Source organism: Seongchinamella unica (genome assembly GCF_004354085.1).
In the GTDB taxonomy this organism is placed as follows: Bacteria; Pseudomonadota; Gammaproteobacteria; order Pseudomonadales; family Halieaceae; genus Halioglobus; species Halioglobus unicus.
On sequence record NZ_SMSE01000001.1, the window covers coordinates 1,337,097 to 1,355,067 of the forward strand.

Below are 17,971 nucleotides of genomic sequence, written 5' to 3' on the forward strand. Positions count from 1 at the left end.
CGGGCGCGTTTTCCAGCGGCGCCGGTCCCCTTAAAGACCCATCTGGCGCACCGCCAGGTCACGCATGATTTCCTCGGAACCACCGCCGATTGCGAACACCTTTACCTCCCGATAAATCCGTTCCACCGGATTACCGCGCAGGTAAGCGGCACCTCCGAAAATCTGCATGGCTTCCGATGCGACAAACTCAAGGGCTTTGGTGGCGGCGAACTTGCCCTTGCAGATTTCCGCTACCGGCATATGGCCTTCGTTGATCTGCCAGCAGATCATGGTGCCGTAGGATTCGATCTGGTCGATCCTGGCGGACATCTCGGCAATCTTGTGGCGAATGACCTGGTGCTTGATCAGCGGTTTGCCAAAGGTCTCGCGCTCCTTCGCCCAGGCAATGGATTCCTCCAGGCAGGTCTTCATCATGCCCAGGGCACCGGCAATCATGGACAGGCGTTCGTAATTGAAATTCTGCATGATGGCGATAAACCCGTGGTTTTCTTCGCCCATCAGGTTTGCAGCAGGTACCCGGCAGTTATCAAAATACAGGGTGGCCTGGTCGGAAGCCCACCAACCCATTTTTCGATCCAGCGGTGTGCGGCTGAATCCCGGTGTGTCGGCGTCAACAAAAAACAGGGAAATACCCACCAGGCCTTCGCCACCGGTGCGAGCGCCGACAACAAAGTAGTCGCCCTTCATACCGCCGGTAATAAACGTCTTGACGCCGTTGATGACCCACTCGTCACCCTCCCGCACTGCCGTCGTCTGCATATTGGCAACGTCAGAGCCCCCACCGGGTTCTGTAATTGCCAGGCATGAGCCCTTGCGGCCGAGCACGATATCCTCCAGGCAACGTTCGCGAATTTCCTCGTTGGCCAGGTGTTCAATGGGACCGATGGAAATACTGCGTCCCCCTACTCCTGCCCATACCCCGGTACCGCCCGCCTTTGCCATTTCCTCTGCGGCTGCAAATCGCATAAAGGCGTCATCAAACCCCAGACCACCGTGTGCCTCGGATACGCCAAAGCCGAAGTAGCCCATACTTCCCAGCTCTTCGTGCAGTCGCCAGGGAAAGTCTGCGGCCTCATCCCATTCATCGATATTGGGCTTTATTTCAGTTTCAACATAGCGTTTGACGGTTTCCCGAAACGCCCGGCGCTCTTCGGTCTCGAACGGGTTTTGCACGATTTGTTCCCTCTGTTATTCCTGTTCGCTGATTTCCAGTACCAGGGCGCCGGAAGCCAGCTGCTGTCCGGCGCTTGCCTGCACATGGGTGACAATGCCCGTCACCGGCGTGGATAGCCGGTGTTCCATTTTCATGGCCTCTATCACGGCCACGTCCTGGCCGGCCTTCACCCTGTCCCCAACGCCAACAAACACCTCCATGAGATTACCGTGCATGGGCGCAACAATGGTGCCGCTACCGCCAGCGCTGTCGGCGCCACCGGTGAAAGCCAGTTGGTTGCTAAGGTTGGCCAGTTCTCCACGAAGCTGCACGCTCACCTGGCCGTAACCGGGATAGGCGTATCGAACATCAAGTTGCACCTGGTCAATACACACACGGGCCTCGTTTTGCTGCGCGGCGATCCACTGCAGGTTGATTATTCGCTCATCGATCGTGACGCAGTACCGGTCTGGCGACAATTCTTCGAGGTACACATCCACCGGGTTCTCCTGGTCGCCAAAGCGGTAGTGGTTGCGCATGGCCCGGGTACCCTTGAAGCCACTCATGGCCGGCAGGCAAGCGGGCACTGTCAGCGCAGCCTGATCAATGGATGAGCGGTACAACAGACAGGCGCCTACGGCCATCTGTTCGACCGCCGCCGTGGCCGGTTCCCCAAAGCTGTCGGGGTAGTTTTCGGCGATAAACGCTGTCGTTGCCTCTCCATTGATAAACGCCTCTTTACCCAGCACATCGATCAGGAAGGCCCGGTTGCTGGGTACTCCCAATAAACTGGTCTTCTGCAACGCCCGCAGCAGCCGGCGCCGGGCAATGTCCCTGTCCTCACCCCAGGCAATAATCTTGGCCACCATGGGGTCGTAGAAAGGCGATATTTCCTGGCCCTGCAATAAGCCGTGATCCACCCGGATACCCTCGCCAGCCGGCGGGTCCCAGAGGTGGGCAGTGCCGGTCGCCGGCAGAAAATCATTGGCAGGGTCTTCGGCATAGAGCCGCACCTCAATAGCATGACCGTGGAGTTTTACCTCTTCCTGGGTGAGGGGCAGTGAGTATCCCTGTGCAACCTTGAACTGCAGGGCGACAAGGTCCTGACCTGTGATCATCTCGGTAACCGGGTGCTCCACCTGCAGGCGGGTGTTCATTTCCAGAAAATAGAAATCGCCACCGGCATCCAGCAGGAATTCCACCGTACCCGCACCGACATAGTTAATACTTTCAGCGGCATTCACCGCCGCCTGACCCATAGCCTCGCGTAGCTGGGGTGTCATCACCGGACAGGGAGCCTCCTCAACCACTTTCTGGTGACGGCGCTGCACGGAGCAATCCCGCTCTCCAAAATGGATGACATTGCCCTGACTGTCGCCAAACACCTGGATTTCAACGTGGCGCGGCTGGATCAGGGCCTTCTCGAGAATCAATTCACCAGAACCGAAGGCATTTTCCGCCTCTGACCGGGCGGACGCGATGGCCACCGGCATCTCGTCCAGCGATTGCACCAGGCGCATACCGCGACCACCACCGCCCGCCGCTGCTTTCACCATAATCGGCACACCGAGGTTTTCGGCGGCCGCCAGCAGGGCAGCGTCAGACTGGTCCGAACCCTGGTACCCGGGAATACAGGGCACCTCTGCCGCCAGCATGCGGCGCTTTGACGCTGCCTTGTTACCCATGATCTCGATGGCCTCGGGACCCGGACCGATAAAGACGATACCGGCATCAACACAGGCCTGGGAAAAGGCGGCATTTTCCGCAAGAAAGCCGTAACCCGGGTGAATGGCCTGGGCACCAGTGCTGGCAGCCGCGGCGAGAATCCTGTCCATATCCAGGTAGGATTCACCGACCGGCGCGGGGCCGATCAGCACCGCTTCATCAGCCAACTTCACATGCGGCGCCTGGGAATCCGCCTCGGAATAAACCGCGATGGCCCGATAGCCCTGCTGTTGCGCACCGCGAATGACCCGCACCGCAATCTCACCGCGGTTTGCCACCAGAATACTGTCGAACTGTCTCATCAAGCGTTCCCTGTGTTATTCCATGCGGGCCTGCGCTTCTCGGCAAACGCCGCCAGTCCCTCTCGGGCCTCCTCCGCCAACAGGCAGTCAGCAAACTGCTCAGCGGCAAACTGCACCAGTTCATCACCATCAAGCTGGGTAGCAGCATTGATAATCTGCTTGGTGGCGGCAATGGCACCGGGAGCACCCGCGCGGGCTTCCTGCAATAGTTGAGCCGCCCTGACCTCCAGGGCCTCGGCGTCCTCCTCCACGAAATGAACCAGTCCCAGCCGCCCTGCTTCCTCACCGTTGAACCTTGCGGCAGTCAACATGATGCGGCGCGCCTGCGACTGGCCAATGCGCCCGATGATGACAGGAGCAATTTGTGCCGGCGGAATACCCAGGGTGACTTCAGTCAGGGCAAAACGGGCGTCCCGGGTGGTCATAGTGACATCCGCCAGGCAGGCGAGGCCAAGCCCACCCGCCATGGCGGCGCCCTCTATCATCACCAGGAACAACTGGGGCATGGCCTGTATGGCCTTCATCAGTCGACCGAAATCGGCATTGAAGCGGACAATCTCATCCCTGTCGGCGTCATTCTGGAAGACGGTCTTGAACATTTTCAGATCACCGCCTGCGCAGAAAATACCGCCCTTGCCGCGCAGGATGACAAAGCGGATGTCTTTTTCCCCGGCTAGCGCTTCCAGCACCCGGGCCAGGTCATCGGCTACCGGCGTTGACAGCGCGTTGCGCACATCGGGACGGTTAAACCAGATGGTGAGGGTATCTTCCTGTTGTTCCAGCAATAGGTGTTCTACATCAGGTAGCATGGATATCTCCAGATTCTCGGTAACCAATGCCGTTACATGCGGCCAACGCCGAAGGTATTGGGGTGGGTGGTGCGGTTGCGGGCTTCCCAACAGGTCTGCAACACGAAGCCAAGTACCTTGCGGGTGTCGCGGGGATCGATAATGCCGTCGTCCAGCATTCTCCCCGAGGTGTAGAAGGCATCGGACTGCTTGTTGAAATGGGCGATAATTTTCGCTTCCTGCGCTTCGATCATTTCCGGCGGCACTTCGATACCCTTGCGCCTGGCGCCGGCGAGCATCACTTCGGACATGGTCCTGGCGGCAGACTCGCCGCCCATGACGCCGATATTGATATTGGGCCAGCTGAACAGGAAATCGGGGTCGTACCCCTGGCCGCACATGCCATAGTTGCCGGCGCCAAAACTGGCACCGATCATAAAGGTAATGCGTGGAACCCGGGCATTGGTTACCGCCTGGATCATCTTGGCGCCGTGCTTGATCATCCCCCCCTGCTCGAATTGGGTACCCACCATGTAGCCGGTAATATTCTGCAGGAAAACCAGGGGGATATCCGACTGGTCGCACAGCTGGATGAACTGGGCACACTTGGTGGCACCGGAATTGTCGATGGGACCATTGTTACCGATGATGCCTACCGGCATGCCGTATACCCTGGCCTGCATGCAGACGGTGGCGGCACCATACCCGGGTTTGAAGTCGAGTATGTCTGAACCGTCGACGATACGGGCAACCACCTCGCGGACATCGTACGGCTGACGATAATCGGAGGGCACTATGCCCAGCAATTCCTCGATCTCGTAAACCGGCTCGTCGAATTTCCGCGGTGGCATGTTGGGACACAGCCGATTCCAGTCCAGCCGTTCCATGAGCTCGCGGCAAATAGCAATGCCATGGCCATCATCTTCCGCCAGGTACTCCACCAGCCCGGACACCGTCGAGTGCATTTGGGCGCCACCGAGTTCGGCGTCATCGGCTTCCTCGCCGGTCGCCGCCTTGAGCAGAGCGGGCCCCGCCAGGTAGGCCTTGCCGTTGCCTTTCACCCCGATAACGTAATCGCTCAACCCGGGCATATAGGCACCACCTGCCGCCGAAGCTCCGTGCAATACGACAAAGGTTGGAACGCCTGCAGCGCTGAGGCGGGCCAGCCGGGCGAACACTCCGCCCCCGTCCATCCACATCTCCACCTCGTATTCCATCAGGTTGGCTCCCGCGCTTTCCACCAGGTGCACCAGGGGAAGTTTCTTCTCTCTGGCAATCTCCAGCAACCGGTTGGCTTTTTTGGTCGAAAGCGCAGTCATGGCGCCGGCATTGATGCCGGCGTCGTCCACCATCACCATGCAGCGGGTTCCGGCAATATAGCCAATCCCGGCTATGGTACTGCAGCCGGGCACAGAGACATCCCGGTCCTCGGTGTCCACCGTGAATCCGGCCATATTCAAGAGTTCCAGGAAAGGCATGCCCGGATCCAACAGTCGCGACAATCGCTCCCTGGGTAGTATCTGGCCGCGTTTTTCAAAGCGGGGCAAACTTTTGTCAGACAGGGTCGCGGCCCGGTCCAGGATCTCCCGCAGCGTCCCGACTGACGCCAGCATGTCCTCGCGATTCCTGCGGAATTCCCCGGAATCTGTATTTATCTTGGAAAGAAATTGCGTCATGGGTTAATCCTCAGGCGCAGGGTTGTCATAGGTTGAATTGCTCCGCCAGGGAGCGGGGCACCATGATGGACTCGCTCAACAGCAATTGGGCATAGCCCTTGCCCTGTGGATCGGTGCGCAAACTGGCAACACCGCCACCCCCCAGGACATCGTGGAGAAGAAAGTTGAAGGCATGACAACCGGGCAGGTAGAAGCGTTGCACCGGCGCTGATTGCTCAGGCTCCAGGAAATGGGCAAAGTATTCGGACACTCGCCCGACGGTTAACTGGGCGGCAATGAAAGGTACAAACTCAGGGTGGCGGGCAATAATTCCGATATTCGCCTTATTGCCCTTGTCACCGCTTCTTCCAAAGGCCAGTGACTCCAGCGACACCGCTACTGCATCGCTGCCCACCTCTTCCTCCGGGGCTTGATGGGCAACTGTTGCGTCGGGGTCATAGGCCGTTTGCACTTCATCCTGCAAGGTAGCGACCTGGCCTTCCACATCCACGCTGATGTCCAGCTCCTCTTTGGCTACGATCATGGAGAACAGGCGCACTACGGGTGAGGGTTTGGGTCTGGCCCCGGCAAAGCCGGTGAGGCCCGGTGGTGCGGTCAGGGCCATACCCACCATTTCCTTGAGCAGGACCCCGATGCCCTTGGGACTGGGATGTTTGGCGGCAATCTTGATGTCCACTTCCCGGACCGGTCCCACCCGACGGGCGGCACCGAACTGCGATTCGGCACCAATAATCTCAACGCAAGTCTCGGTAAAATCGGGCAGGCCAGCCTGTTCCAGGACCATGCGGCAACGTTGGAACAGGGTCTCGGCGAATTTCTCTGCCTTGCGATCGGCATCACGCCCATACAGGGTCCAGATGTGCCCGCCGCGAAAACCATCCGCGTAGGTTGCACTCACTTTGTACCCGAGCGGCGCCCCAAGGCCCCTCGCCCCGGTGACCGAAACCCGGTCCGGGCCAGTCTGCTCCAGGGTCACGCCGCTGAAGTCGCAGGCCACATCGGGCAGAAGGTAGGCCTGGGGATTCCCTATCTCATAAAGCATCTGCTCTGCCACAGTACCGACGGTAACCGCTCCGCCGGAGCCCTCCGGCTTGGTGATAGTCACCCTGCCACTGGCCTCGATTTCAGCAAGCGGATAACCCGCCTGCGGTAACGTATCAACGACCTGTTCCCAGTCTGTGTAGTTGCCGCCGGTAGCCTGGGTCCCACACTCAAGAATGTGGCCGGCGAGGCTGGCCTGGGCCAGCTGGTCAAAATCCCCGCGCTGCCAGCCAAACGCGTGAATACAGGCCCCCAGAGTGACTGCACTGTCCACACATCGACCAGTGATCACGATATCAGCCCCCGCATCCAGGGCAGCGGCAATCGGGAAGGCGCCGAGATAGGCGTTAATACTGGCAACCCTGTCCGCATCGGGAAAGGGCTCTCCGTTGAACATTTCCCTGACCCCACTGGCAGCGAACTCATCGGCGCGAGCGAGCAGGTCATCACCGTTGACCACGGCGACTTTCAGCGCCAGGCCCTGCTCCCGGATTAATGTCCGTGCCGCGGCACCACAGGCCTGGGGATTGACACCGCCCGCATTGGCGATGAGCTTCACTCCCTGCTCAGCAATCGTTGCGAGATTGGGCTTGAGCACGGCGCCGATAAAGTCGGTGGCATAACCCATACTGTCATCAGCGGCCCGGGCGCGGGCCATAATCGACATGGTTACTTCAGCCAGGTAATCGTAAACCAGGTAATCCAGTCTGCCGGTGGCCAGCAGCTGCGGAGTTGCCATTGCGGCATCCCCCCAAAAACCGGATGCACCGCCGATACAAATGCTATCTTTCATAGATACCGCCTGATTTCAGCACTGGGTCGCGTGGACCGCTGCCATTGAAAAACAATGCGATACTAAATTATTATTAAGTAACACTCAAATGCTTTCAGGCGACCCACAGATGAACAGGACCGAGCTCAATAAATCACGCAGTCGACTGGAACAGCGCGAGGCCGACATCATGAACGCCGCGACCAGCCTGTTCGCCGAAAAGGGCTTCCACGGCACCTCAACCCGAAAAATCGCCGCCGCTGCAGGGGTTTCCGAGGGCACACTGTTCCACTACTTCGCGACCAAGAACGTCCTGTTGCAGGCGATCCTGGATAACTTCTACGCCGAGTTGATCGAGAGTGCCCAGGAGGGTATCAGAAAAATCATGGGTACTCGTGACCGGCTACTGTTCCTCGCCAGGAACCACCTGCGCATTCTGATGGACCAGCAGGCGCTGATGGCACGGCTGATACAGGTATACCTTTCGGTGGATGTGAATTACTACAGGGATTACAAAAACTCGCTCCTGCACCAACTCAACTACCGTTACACCCGTATTTTCGACGGTGTCATTATGGAAGGCATGGAGCGAGGCTACATCCGGGAAGACCTGGAATTGTCTGCGATTCGCGACTTGTTCTTCGGCGGTCTGGAGTACGGCATGCGCACACTGATGGGGCGCAAATCCAGCAAGAAAAAAATCGATGCCCATGTGGAGGCGATTGTTCAGCCACTGTGGGAGAGCATGCAGGTCGCTGAAACAACGGCGGGCGGTAAAAACGTAACAGACAGTCGTCTGGAACAGGCCTGCGAGAGACTGGAAAAAATTGCCGCGCGGATGGAGAAAAGCTGATATCGGCAGAGGTCACCGCGACCAGACTGCGCCACGCTCAGTGCAGGAAACGATCTTTCAATCTGGCGATCTTGTCTTCATCCAGATCCAGCGCTGACTCGTAAAAGTGCTCCCTGGAAGCAAAGTGCCGCCGGATTTCCTCAAAGCAGGCGTGAATGTAATCCGGCCTGACTTCCATCAATGGGCGCAGCACGTGCTCTGGCACTACCTCCCCGGATTCGTCCCTGAACTGGCTGGATAACTGTTTTAATTCTTCTTCAATAGGCAGGTACCGATTGGTCAGCAGGTAGTCCTCAACGATGGATTCCTCATCGACCCCGAGCACATCCAGGATCAGGGCGGCACCAAATCCTGTGCGATCCTTGCCCGACGCACAGTGAATCAGGGTCGGATGATCCCCGGCCAGAATCAATTGGAACATTTCACAATACCTGGGCATCTGGCTGGCAACAAAGTCCCGGTTCATCTCTTCCATGAAACTGGAGGCATCATCTACCGCGATAATTCCCTGGTGAAGGTTTTCCATAAAACTGGTCCGACTACCGGGGGTTATCGGCAAGCTGGCGATCCTGTGGCTACTTTCGTGCCCAAGAAAAGTCGGCTCCAGTTCCTGCTCCAACACCTGACGGAAATCACACACCAGGGTCAGTCCCAGGCGCCTGACGTAATCGAGGTCCTCGTCGGTCAAACGCGACATCTTGCTGGAACGGTAAAGCTTGCCCCACTTCAGTTGCCGACCACATGCAGTCTGGTATCCCCCCAGATCGCGAAAATTTGGGGTACCTGCCAGGGGCAGTCGACGCTCCGCCAGGATCGCAGTCTCCCCCTGACCCGAACGAAGACAAAAATAATGCCGGACAGACTTGTCAGGATTAGGGACCAGCGCCTGCTCGCCACGGGTGCTGAGAATTGGCGTCCCGGGACTGTCCTGTCGGTAAAAATATTCCGGATCATCGGACATGTAAATACTGACCCGATGCCCGGGTTCAAGGGTGCGCCAGTGTAACTCATAGTCCTGCTCGGCATTGCGTTCCACATGACAGGCGCTCAAATCAAACATTCACATCACGCTCCATCTCCGGCTCACGTTAACCTGGCCAATAATCCCGGTACCAGGCGTTCGAGACGCCACAGGGTAGCCAGGGCCAGGTCTACCTGTTCGCTACCGATTTGCCGTTGTCGGCTATCCTCGATATCAATCGAGCGCCCGACGTTGTACATCAGCCAGTTTAGCCAATCTCCCTGTACGCAGTGCAAGGCCGCTTCGACCTCATCAACTGATCCTCTTCCCCCCGCCCGCAGGTAGGCCGACAGCATTTGATCAAACCGATATTCACTGAAGTCCAGGGTGATGCCGCTCCAGTCCAGGGATTCCAGGACAATCTCATGGGTCGGGTTCAACCGATGGGCTGACTCCCAGTCGATAATCAACGGCTGGTCGTCACCGGTCCACAGGACATTTTTATGATCCATATCGCCATGACTGACAACCGTATGCTGCGACAGGAACCCGGCGGCCTGCTCATGTCGATTGATCAGGCGCAAGAACAGGCTTGTGCCTCGTTCCAGTTCAGCGGCGCGGCTCGAATTCCTGCGGTGGGCAAAGTGCACCAGGGTATGCAGTCGGTCCTCGCTCAGCACCGCATATTCCTCGCCCGCCAAACCAGGGACGTCCAGGTCGGCCCTGTGCATGGCCGCAAAAAGTTCAGCAACCTGTTCGGCATGTCTGCAATCGATATCCTCTCGGTGCAGGGCCCTGGCTTCCACCCAGGGGTAAACCAGATAACCTGAGGCATCGATCAGTTGCAGGTACCGACCCTCCTGCTGGAGAGCAACCACGGCGGGGATATCGCAATGGGAAAAACGGGCGGCAACGCTTTCGGAAAGTTCAAAATGCCGGGCGGTAGGCTCATCCCGGGGATCAAGGTCGGCTGATAGCTGCTTGATCGCATAACAGCCGCCAGCGGTCTCCAGCCGCCACATGCTGTGGTGTAAGCCTCCACTGACTGGCTCGGGGGTAGACAGCGGAAAGCCCAACTGCAGGGTATCACACAGTTGCTGCAGGTGAGTCGGATTATCGGCAAGAGGTAAATTCACGCAGCCTGCTCCTCGGGTGACACCCAGTGTACCCAAATGAGCGCAGTTACCAATGATGCAAATCGATTGGATTGGAGAATCTGTGCGGCCCTGTTTTGTTTTTACTTATTAAGTTAAATATTTATTAGGTATGTATATAAGGATTATTGTTGTTGTAATTATTAGGGCCCCCTTGAGCTGTGGTTAACCTGATTAAATCCAATTAATTCAACATCTTGTGGTAAGCATAAGCACCGCTGAAAACCCTGAGTCTGGCGGTGAAAAGCACTGATAAACGTGAGGATGGAATGGGGATAAATCGCGCCGCTTTTTCCTTCGTCGGTCGGCAGCTGACTTATCCCTGTTGTCTGCAGCCATTTATCCCGTGGTGATTCAAGCTGTTGTCCCCAGCACGCTATCTGGCCCCTGCCGTCAGTAACAAGTGATGTACTACCAGTGGACAAGTTGTTGCCCGGGTAAGCGCAAGGCATAACCCTGTGGATAGGGTCGGGATCGTTTGTGGTTTGCAGGGGGATTACTTACCGATGCAGAAACTGGAGAAGATTTCGCCGAGAAGTTGATCGGAACTCACTGCGCCGGTGATTTCCCCCAACGCATTCTGGCATTCCCTGAGATCCTCGGCCAACAGTTCCCCGGCGCCGGCATTTTCCAGTTGCGCCCGACCCGCGGCCAGGGCATTGGCGGCTTTTTCCAACGACAGTAAATGTCGGCGCCGGGCACTGAAGCTGCTTTCCTCACCTTCGGTATAACCCATGCACTGCTTCAGGTGGGATTTGAGCAGGTCCATGCCGGCGCCGGTTTTGGCGGATAATTCAATGACCGGGGTGCCGCCATGATCACTGATGTTCGGATCGCGTCCGCTCAGGTCGCATTTATTGTGGACCACACTGATGGCGATATCACGGGTCAGGTGGTCGTGGATCTCCGGCCAGATTATTCGTGGATCGTCATCGTTATGGGCCGGATCCGAGCCATCCACGACCAGCAGGATATGGTCGGCGGACTCCATTTCCGTCCATGCCCGGCGAATCCCCTCTTTTTCCACCTCATCGGCGCTGTCGCGCAGTCCCGCTGTGTCGACTATGTGCAGGGGCATGCCGTCTATCTGGATATGCTCGCGCAATACATCGCGTGTGGTGCCTTCAATCGCGGTAACGATTGCGCTGTCCTGGCCGGACAGGGCATTGAGCAGGCTGGATTTGCCGGCATTGGGCCTGCCAGCGATCACCAGCTTCATTCCTTCCTGTAGCAACGCACCCTGTCTGGCCTGGGCCTGTACCCGGTCCAGTTGATCGATAATGGCCAACAGCTGTTCACTGACCTGGCCGTCCTGGATAAAGTCGATTTCCTCCTCCGGGAAATCGATAGCTGCCTCCACATATACCCGCAGCCGGGTGACCAGGTCCACCAGTGCAGTAATTTCGCGGGAAAAAGCACCCTGTAATGAACGATTGGCATTCAGTGCAGCCTGCTCGGTCGTACTATTGATCAGGTCGGCGATAGCTTCCGCCTGGGCCAGGTCAAGCTTGTCGTTGAGAAAGGCGCGTTCGGAAAACTCGCCGGGCCGCGCCTGCCTGGCGCCCCGATCGGTGCAGGCCCTGACAATCAGGTCGAGAATGACCGGACCGCCGTGGCCCTGGAGTTCAATCACATCTTCACCGGTAAAGGAGTTGGGCGCGGGAAAGTAGATTGCTATGCCCGAATCGATAGGCTGTCCGGCGGAATCAACAAACTGGCAGAACCGGGCATGCCGCGCTGGCAGTGTGTTACTGGTGATCGCCTGGCCAATAGCCAGCGCATGTTTGCCCGAGAGGCGCACAATACCCACCCCACCCCTGCCGGGGGCGGTGGCTACTGCAACGATGGTTTCGGCGCCAGTATCGGTCGGATCAGTCATACCGACAGTATACCGTTCCGCTGCCTGACGGAAATCCGGCGGCTCAGCTTTCGGCGTTTTCGATCTGCCTGGTGATCACGTATTGCTGGGCCATGGACAACAGGTTGTTGACCACCCAGTACAGCACCAGACCGGCAGGGAACCAGAGGAAAAAGAAGGTGAATACGATAGGCAGCCACTGCATGATCTTGGCCTGCATGGGGTCAGTGGGCGGCGGGTTGAGTTTCTGCATGAACCACATACTGGCGCCCATCAGTACAGGCAGGACGAAGTAGGGGTCCATCACCGACAGGTCGTTAATCCACAGGGCAAAAGGTGCATGGCGCAGTTCGACGCTTTCCATCAATACCCAGTACAGGGCGATGAATACCGGCATTTGCACCAGGATAGGCAGGCAGCCCCCCATGGGATTGACCTTTTCCTTTCGGTACAACTCCATCATGGCCTGGGACTGCTTTTGTTTGTCGTCCGCGTACTGCTCGCGGATATCCATCATTTTGGGTTGTACCTTGCGCATGCGCGCCATGGACCGGTAGCTGGTAGCGGAGAGCTTGAAGAAGGCTGCCTTTACCAGAACGGTCAGCAGGATGATGGCCACACCCCAGTTACCCACCAGGGCAAAGATTTTATTCAACAACCAGAACAGTGGCTGGGCGATCCACCATAACCAGCCGTAGTCCACGACCAGGTCCAGGTAGGGGGAGATCTCGGCAAGGCGGTACTGGTCTTTGGGGCCGGCGTAAAACTGGGCGCCGGTCTGACCGGACTGACCCGGGTCCAGAGTCAGCGCGGGACTGGTGAAGCCGGCAATATTAAAGCCGGCAGAGGTCACCCGGGTGCTGTAGGTATGGCTCTGCTCGGCGTTGGGAATCCAGGCACTGAGAAAATAGTGTTGCAACATGGCAATCCAACCGCCGGGCAGTTGTGCCTTGAAGGGCTCTTCGCGCATGTCTTCGAAGCTGAATTTGGTAAAACGCTCATCCGGCTGGGTGATGGCAGCCCCCAGAAACGGTTGCATGCCCATACCGGAGTTGCTGTCTGACGGCGCTGGACTGCTGTCGCGCTTGATCTGGCCGAACAGGTTGGCGTGCCAGCGACTGTCGCTGTTGTTTTCTACCAGGTAGTCCACCTGGACAAGGTAGTCACCCCGGGTGAAAGTGAAGCGCTTGGTGACATTCACATCACCCTCACCCTGCCAGTGCAGGTTTACCACAAGCTTGTCCTGGCCTGCTGCCATTTCATAACTGTCTGCGCTGGCGGTGAAAGTCGCCCTTCCATTGCTGTCGATACCGTTGGTGCCGATCAGGCCGCTCTGGGCAATATAGGTGCGCTGTTCATTTTGCTCCAGCAACACAAATGGAATATCGGGGTTATCAATTTTTTCCAGGTGTCGGGGTAGGGCCAGCTCTATGATGTCACCACCCTGCAGATCAATAGCCAGCTGCAGGCTATCGGTCCTGACCAGAACGATGCGGCCAGTGTTCGTGGCAGTGCTGGGGGTATCAGGTGTGTCGGTCGACGCAGCTGATTGCGGGGCTGTTGGTACATCCTCGTCATTGACGGACACCGGTTCATCGACAACCCCGGGAAGTTCAGCGGGCTGGGAGTCTCCATTGGCAATCAGGCGGGTCGTCTGGGCATCTGCCGCCTGGGTTCTCTCGTCCTTGAAGGCAACCCATTCGGTGAGCAGCATGAAGGAGAGAACGGCGATCGCGCCAATAAGCAATGAGCGTTGCAAATCCATAGTGATATCTGTGGCTTAGTGTGAGTGGCTGCAGGGAGGCACCGGATCGATGCCCCCCTCATGCCAGGGATGGCATCTAGACAGGCGGCGGATTGCCAACCAGCTTCCTTTTATTACCCCGTGTTCGGCGATGGCCTGCTGGGCGTAGCTGGAGCAACTGGGATAAAAACGGCAGTTGTTGCCCAGGAATGGACTCAGCAGGACCTTGTAACAGGTAATAAGGTAGATAAAGAAGCGACGCATCAGGGTTCCATGCCTTGGCTGGGTTGGGACGCATGGCGGATCAGTTTCTGCCACTGCTGCCGCAATATAGTTGATAGCTCTGCATTATCCAACTGATCCAAGCCGCGCCGGGCCAGTAAAATGACGTCCAGTGGCGGTTCGGAGGGAGGCAGGTGACGGAATACTTCCCGTGCTATCCGTTTTATCCGGTTACGTTGCACCGCCAACCGGACATTTTTTTTGGCTATAACTAAACCCAGGCGATGCCCGGGTTCATTATTGGTTCGTGCCAGAAGCAGTAATTGCTTGTGCGAGGCTCTCGCCTCGGCGCCGTCAAATACCCGGCTGTAATCTTTGGCATTGAGTAGGCGCCTGGCTTTGCCGAAACTGTAGTCAGCACCCACCCAGAGTGGTGTCCGTTAAGCGGACAGGACCTTGCGGCCCTTGGCGCGACGGCGATTCAGGACTGCGCGACCGCCCTTGGTGGCCATGCGGGAGCGGAAACCGTGGGTGCGCTTGCGCTTCAGTACGCTGGGCTGAAATGTTCTTTTCATGACTCTATTCCAATTGGTTGATGTGGTGGGCCTGGGTATTCCGCAAAGGGAACAGCCACTGGCCTGAAAAAAGGTGGGGTATTCTATTGAAATGCCGGTGTTAATACAATGCAGGTGGCTGCTTTTTTTAAGGGCCGTTTGGGGTAGTGTTGCCGCTCTTTCGGCAAATTTTGAACCCGGTTCCGATGCCAGCCCGTCTCTTCGACCTATCCCAGATAGCTCGCGGCTTACAGCCATCGCCCCACAATTTTTTCAGTAGTTGTATACAGGATATCCACAGATAAAGTTATCAAAATATATTTTTGCTGGGTTGGTCAAAAAATAGCCTCAAACACAATAAAGTATTGAAATAAAAGAATAAAAAATTTTAATAGAGGCGGAAAATATGTGTGGATAAGTGGCGAAAGCGGGAGTATTATCTCTCCACCGATCAGGGGAAAATCAGATCGGTGAAAAAATAAATTGAATCATAATCTGACGAGAGCAGGCGCGCGTTCTTGGGCGCCTCAAGGGGAAAGTTTTGCCTGGCGTGGTATGGAAGCAATGCGTCGACAGACTCCAGGATGAATTGCCTTCACAGCAGTTCAATACATGGATCAGGCCGTTACAGGCCAGTACCGACGGACAATCACTGACACTTTTTGCCCCCAACCGGTTTATCAAGGATTTCGTGTCCGACAAATTCGCCCAGCGGATTTCCGAGCTGTTGGCGGAACTGGAGCCAGGGGGCGACCTGGACGTGGTACTGGAAATAGGCGGCCAGGCCCGGTCCGCTTCCCCGGTTGCTGCGCTCACACCGGCAACCATGCCGGTGGCGAACGATATGCCACCGGCGGTATCCGGTTCGGCGGTGTCCAGCGGCGGCATTGGCAGTGGCAATTATGCTTTGCGCCGCGGCCATAATGGCGAGCGGCAGGCGGAAATCGAAGGATCACTGCAACACCAGCAAAACCTGGTGGATACCTACACGTTCGATAATTTTGTCGAGGGTAAGTCAAACCAGCTGGCGCTGGCGGCAGCCAGGCAGGTGGCGGAGAACCCCGGCGATTCCTATAACCCGTTATTTTTGTATGGTGGGGTCGGTCTCGGCAAGACGCACTTGATGCACGCCGTTGGTAATGCACTCAAACGCACCAAACCCAATGCCAAGATCGTGTACCTGCACTCTGAACGCTTTGTGGCCGACATGGTAAAAGCGCTACAACTGAATGCCATCAGTGATTTCAAGCGTTATTACCGCTCGGTGGATGCGCTGCTGATCGACGATATTCAGTTTTTTGCCAAAAAAGACCGCTCGCAGGAAGAATTTTTTCATACCTTCAATGCGCTGCTTGAAGGGGGGCAGCAGATGATTCTCACCTGCGACCGTTACCCCAAGGAAATCGATGGTCTCGAGGAGCGACTCAAATCGCGCTTCGGTTGGGGCCTGACTGTCGCGGTAGAGCCTCCGGAACTGGAAACCCGGGTTGCAATTCTGATGAAAAAAGCCACCCAGGCACGCATTGATCTGCCCCCGGAGTCCGCGTTCTTTATTGCCCAGAGAATTCGCTCCAATGTCAGGGAGCTTGAAGGCGCGCTCAAAAGGGTGATAGCGAGTGCTCACTTCACCGGTAAAAACATCGATATTGACCTGATCAAGGACAGCCTCAAGGATTTGCTGGCCCTGCAGGACAAACAGGTCAGCCTGGATAATATTCAGCGTACCGTGGCGGAATATTACAAGATCAAGGTAGCGGATTTGATGTCCCGCCGTCGCAGTCGATCGGTGGCCCGGCCTCGCCAGGTGGCCATGGCATTGGCCAAGGAACTTACCAATCACAGCCTGCCGGAAATTGGCGACAGTTTTGGAGGCAGAGATCACACGACAGTTCTTCATGCATGTCGTAAAATCAAGGAACTTCGTGAAACCAATTCAGATATTCGCGAAGACTATAAGAATTTGCTGCGATCGCTCACTACCTGAGGTAGAAGAGGGAAAGAAGTTTTGTTTTATAATTAAATGGCCGGCCACGGCTTTTTCGTGTTGAGGAATAACAACGCATATGAAGTTCACTGTTTCGCGGGACGCCCTTCTCAAGCCCTTGAACCTGGTTGCCGGTGTGGTCGAACGCCGCCAGACCTTACCGATTCTGGCTAACGTATTGATGGTGCTGGAGGATGATCGCCTGTCCCTGACGGGCACCGATCTGGAAGTCGAGCTTGTGGGCCGCGTTCAACTGGCGACCGCCGGAGAGTCAGGAGAGCTCACCGTGCCGGCTCGCAAGCTGGTGGACATTTGTAAATCATTGCCGGAAGGCAGTGAAATCAGTTTTGCCGCGGAAGATGGCAAGGTTACGGTCAAGTCGGGCCGCAGTCGATTTACCCTCTCCACGTTACCGGCCCGCGAGTTCCCCAATGTGGAAGACAGCATGGGAACCCATCAGTTTACGATCAAGCAGGGCCAACTCAAGCGCCTGATTGATCGCACCGGTTTTGCCATGGCCCAGCAGGATGTGCGCTATTACCTCAACGGCATGCTCTGGGAGCTGAAAGACAAGCAACTGAAAGTGGTCGCTACTGACGGCCACCGGCTAGCCCTGTGTACCCTGCCCGAGCAAGTCGATTCCAGTGAGGACGCCCAGGTTATTCTTCCCCGCAAGGGCGTGCTGGAATTGGCGCGACTGCTGCTGGCAGAGGAAGAGGACATTGCCGTTGTCATCGGCAGCAACCACATTCGGGCGACCACTGATGAGTTCACCTTTACTTCCAAACTCGTGGACGGCAAGTTTCCCGATTACCAGCGCGTACTGCCCCGCTCGCCCAATAAAATTGTGCTTGGATCCCGTGTGGAACTCCGCCAGGCTTTTACCCGCACCGCGATTCTGTCCAACGAAAAGTACCGCGGTGTGCGCCTCAAATTGACGGATAACAGCCTCGATATTGTCGCCAATAACCCGGAGCAGGAAGAAGCCGAGGAAGCCGTGCCGGTGGATTACCAGGGAGAAGCACTGGAGGTGGGCTTCAATGTCAGCTACCTGCTGGATGTGCTGGCGGTATTGAGTGGTGAGCAAGTCAAGTTGTCCCTGTCGGATCCCAATAGCAGCGCACTGCTGGAGGAGTCTGATGAGGGCGATTCCCTGTACGTGGTAATGCCCATGCGCCTCTAGA

General features: G+C 56.9%; 15 protein-coding genes. 3 read left to right on the plus strand and 12 right to left on the minus strand.

The genetic code is table 11. The features are described 5' to 3' along the window. Positions 1–30: 30 nt before the first annotated feature. The 5 genes from E2F43_RS05895 to E2F43_RS05915 are packed head-to-tail and all read right to left on the minus strand — an operon-like array spanning position 31 to position 7,478. Positions 31–1,173 carry an acyl-CoA dehydrogenase family protein gene (locus E2F43_RS05895; RefSeq protein ID WP_133210519.1) on the minus strand — a complete coding sequence of 381 codons (1,143 nt, stop codon included), beginning with the start codon at positions 1,171–1,173 and terminating at the stop codon, positions 31–33. 15 nt (positions 1,174–1,188) lie between these two features. Beyond that, a complete protein-coding gene (locus E2F43_RS05900) occupies positions 1,189–3,180 on the minus strand; it encodes an acetyl/propionyl/methylcrotonyl-CoA carboxylase subunit alpha (RefSeq protein WP_133210521.1) in 1,992 nt (663 codons plus the stop codon). After that, positions 3,180–3,989 carry an enoyl-CoA hydratase/isomerase family protein gene (locus E2F43_RS05905; protein WP_133210523.1) on the minus strand — a complete coding sequence of 270 codons (810 nt, stop codon included), beginning with the start codon at positions 3,987–3,989 and terminating at the stop codon, positions 3,180–3,182. Before E2F43_RS05905 ends, E2F43_RS05900 begins: the two co-directional genes overlap by 1 nt. A gap of 32 nt (positions 3,990–4,021) precedes the next feature. After that, a complete protein-coding gene (locus tag E2F43_RS05910; protein ID WP_133210525.1) occupies positions 4,022–5,644 on the minus strand; it encodes an acyl-CoA carboxylase subunit beta in 1,623 nt (540 codons plus the stop codon). Positions 5,645–5,669: 25 nt separating this feature from the next. Beyond that, positions 5,670–7,478, minus strand: coding sequence for an acyclic terpene utilization AtuA family protein (locus E2F43_RS05915; protein WP_133210527.1), 1,809 nt, complete (start codon positions 7,476–7,478; stop codon positions 5,670–5,672). A 109-nt stretch (positions 7,479–7,587) separates the two neighbouring features. On the opposite strand from E2F43_RS05915, the gene E2F43_RS05920 reads away from it, so the two are divergent. Next, positions 7,588–8,310 (plus strand): TetR/AcrR family transcriptional regulator, encoded by a 723-nt coding sequence (locus E2F43_RS05920; protein ID WP_133210529.1) that lies wholly within the window; start codon positions 7,588–7,590, stop codon positions 8,308–8,310. Positions 8,311–8,347: 37 nt separating this feature from the next. Here the strand turns inward: E2F43_RS05920 and E2F43_RS05925 are convergent, their stop codons facing one another. The 7 genes from E2F43_RS05925 to rpmH all read right to left on the minus strand — a co-directional run bounded on the left by E2F43_RS05925 (position 8,348) and on the right by rpmH (position 14,824). Continuing rightward, positions 8,348–9,370: a tyrosine-protein phosphatase gene (locus tag E2F43_RS05925; RefSeq protein WP_133210531.1), complete on the minus strand. Its 1,023-nt coding sequence runs from the start codon at positions 9,368–9,370 to the stop codon at positions 8,348–8,350. 23 nt (positions 9,371–9,393) lie between these two features. Then, complete coding sequence (locus tag E2F43_RS05930) at positions 9,394–10,407, minus strand: aminoglycoside phosphotransferase family protein (RefSeq protein WP_133210533.1); 1,014 nt, start codon at positions 10,405–10,407, stop codon at positions 9,394–9,396. Positions 10,408–10,921: 514 nt separating this feature from the next. Next, the gene (mnmE, locus tag E2F43_RS05935; RefSeq protein ID WP_133210535.1) at positions 10,922–12,304 is read right to left on the minus strand and encodes a tRNA uridine-5-carboxymethylaminomethyl(34) synthesis GTPase MnmE; all 1,383 of its coding nucleotides are present in this window, start codon (positions 12,302–12,304) and stop codon (positions 10,922–10,924) included. Positions 12,305–12,347: 43 nt separating this feature from the next. Continuing rightward, positions 12,348–14,048, minus strand: a complete 1,701-nt coding sequence (yidC, locus tag E2F43_RS05940) for a membrane protein insertase YidC (RefSeq protein ID WP_133210537.1) — start codon at positions 14,046–14,048, stop codon at positions 12,348–12,350. A 15-nt stretch (positions 14,049–14,063) separates the two neighbouring features. After that, a complete protein-coding gene (gene yidD / locus E2F43_RS05945; protein ID WP_133210539.1) occupies positions 14,064–14,291 on the minus strand; it encodes a membrane protein insertion efficiency factor YidD in 228 nt (75 codons plus the stop codon). Next, positions 14,291–14,674 (minus strand): ribonuclease P protein component, encoded by a 384-nt coding sequence (gene rnpA / locus E2F43_RS05950; RefSeq protein WP_133210541.1) that lies wholly within the window; start codon positions 14,672–14,674, stop codon positions 14,291–14,293. Before rnpA ends, yidD begins: the two co-directional genes overlap by 1 nt. A 15-nt stretch (positions 14,675–14,689) precedes the next feature. Then, positions 14,690–14,824 carry a 50S ribosomal protein L34 gene (gene rpmH / locus E2F43_RS05955; RefSeq protein ID WP_082850157.1) on the minus strand — a complete coding sequence of 45 codons (135 nt, stop codon included), beginning with the start codon at positions 14,822–14,824 and terminating at the stop codon, positions 14,690–14,692. Positions 14,825–15,344: 520 nt separating this feature from the next. On the opposite strand from rpmH, the gene dnaA reads away from it, so the two are divergent. Then, positions 15,345–16,787: a chromosomal replication initiator protein DnaA gene (dnaA, locus tag E2F43_RS05960; RefSeq protein WP_133210543.1), complete on the plus strand. Its 1,443-nt coding sequence runs from the start codon at positions 15,345–15,347 to the stop codon at positions 16,785–16,787. A 79-nt stretch (positions 16,788–16,866) separates the two neighbouring features. Beyond that, a complete protein-coding gene (gene dnaN / locus E2F43_RS05965; protein ID WP_133210545.1) occupies positions 16,867–17,970 on the plus strand; it encodes a DNA polymerase III subunit beta in 1,104 nt (367 codons plus the stop codon). Position 17,971: the final 1 nt, after the last annotated feature.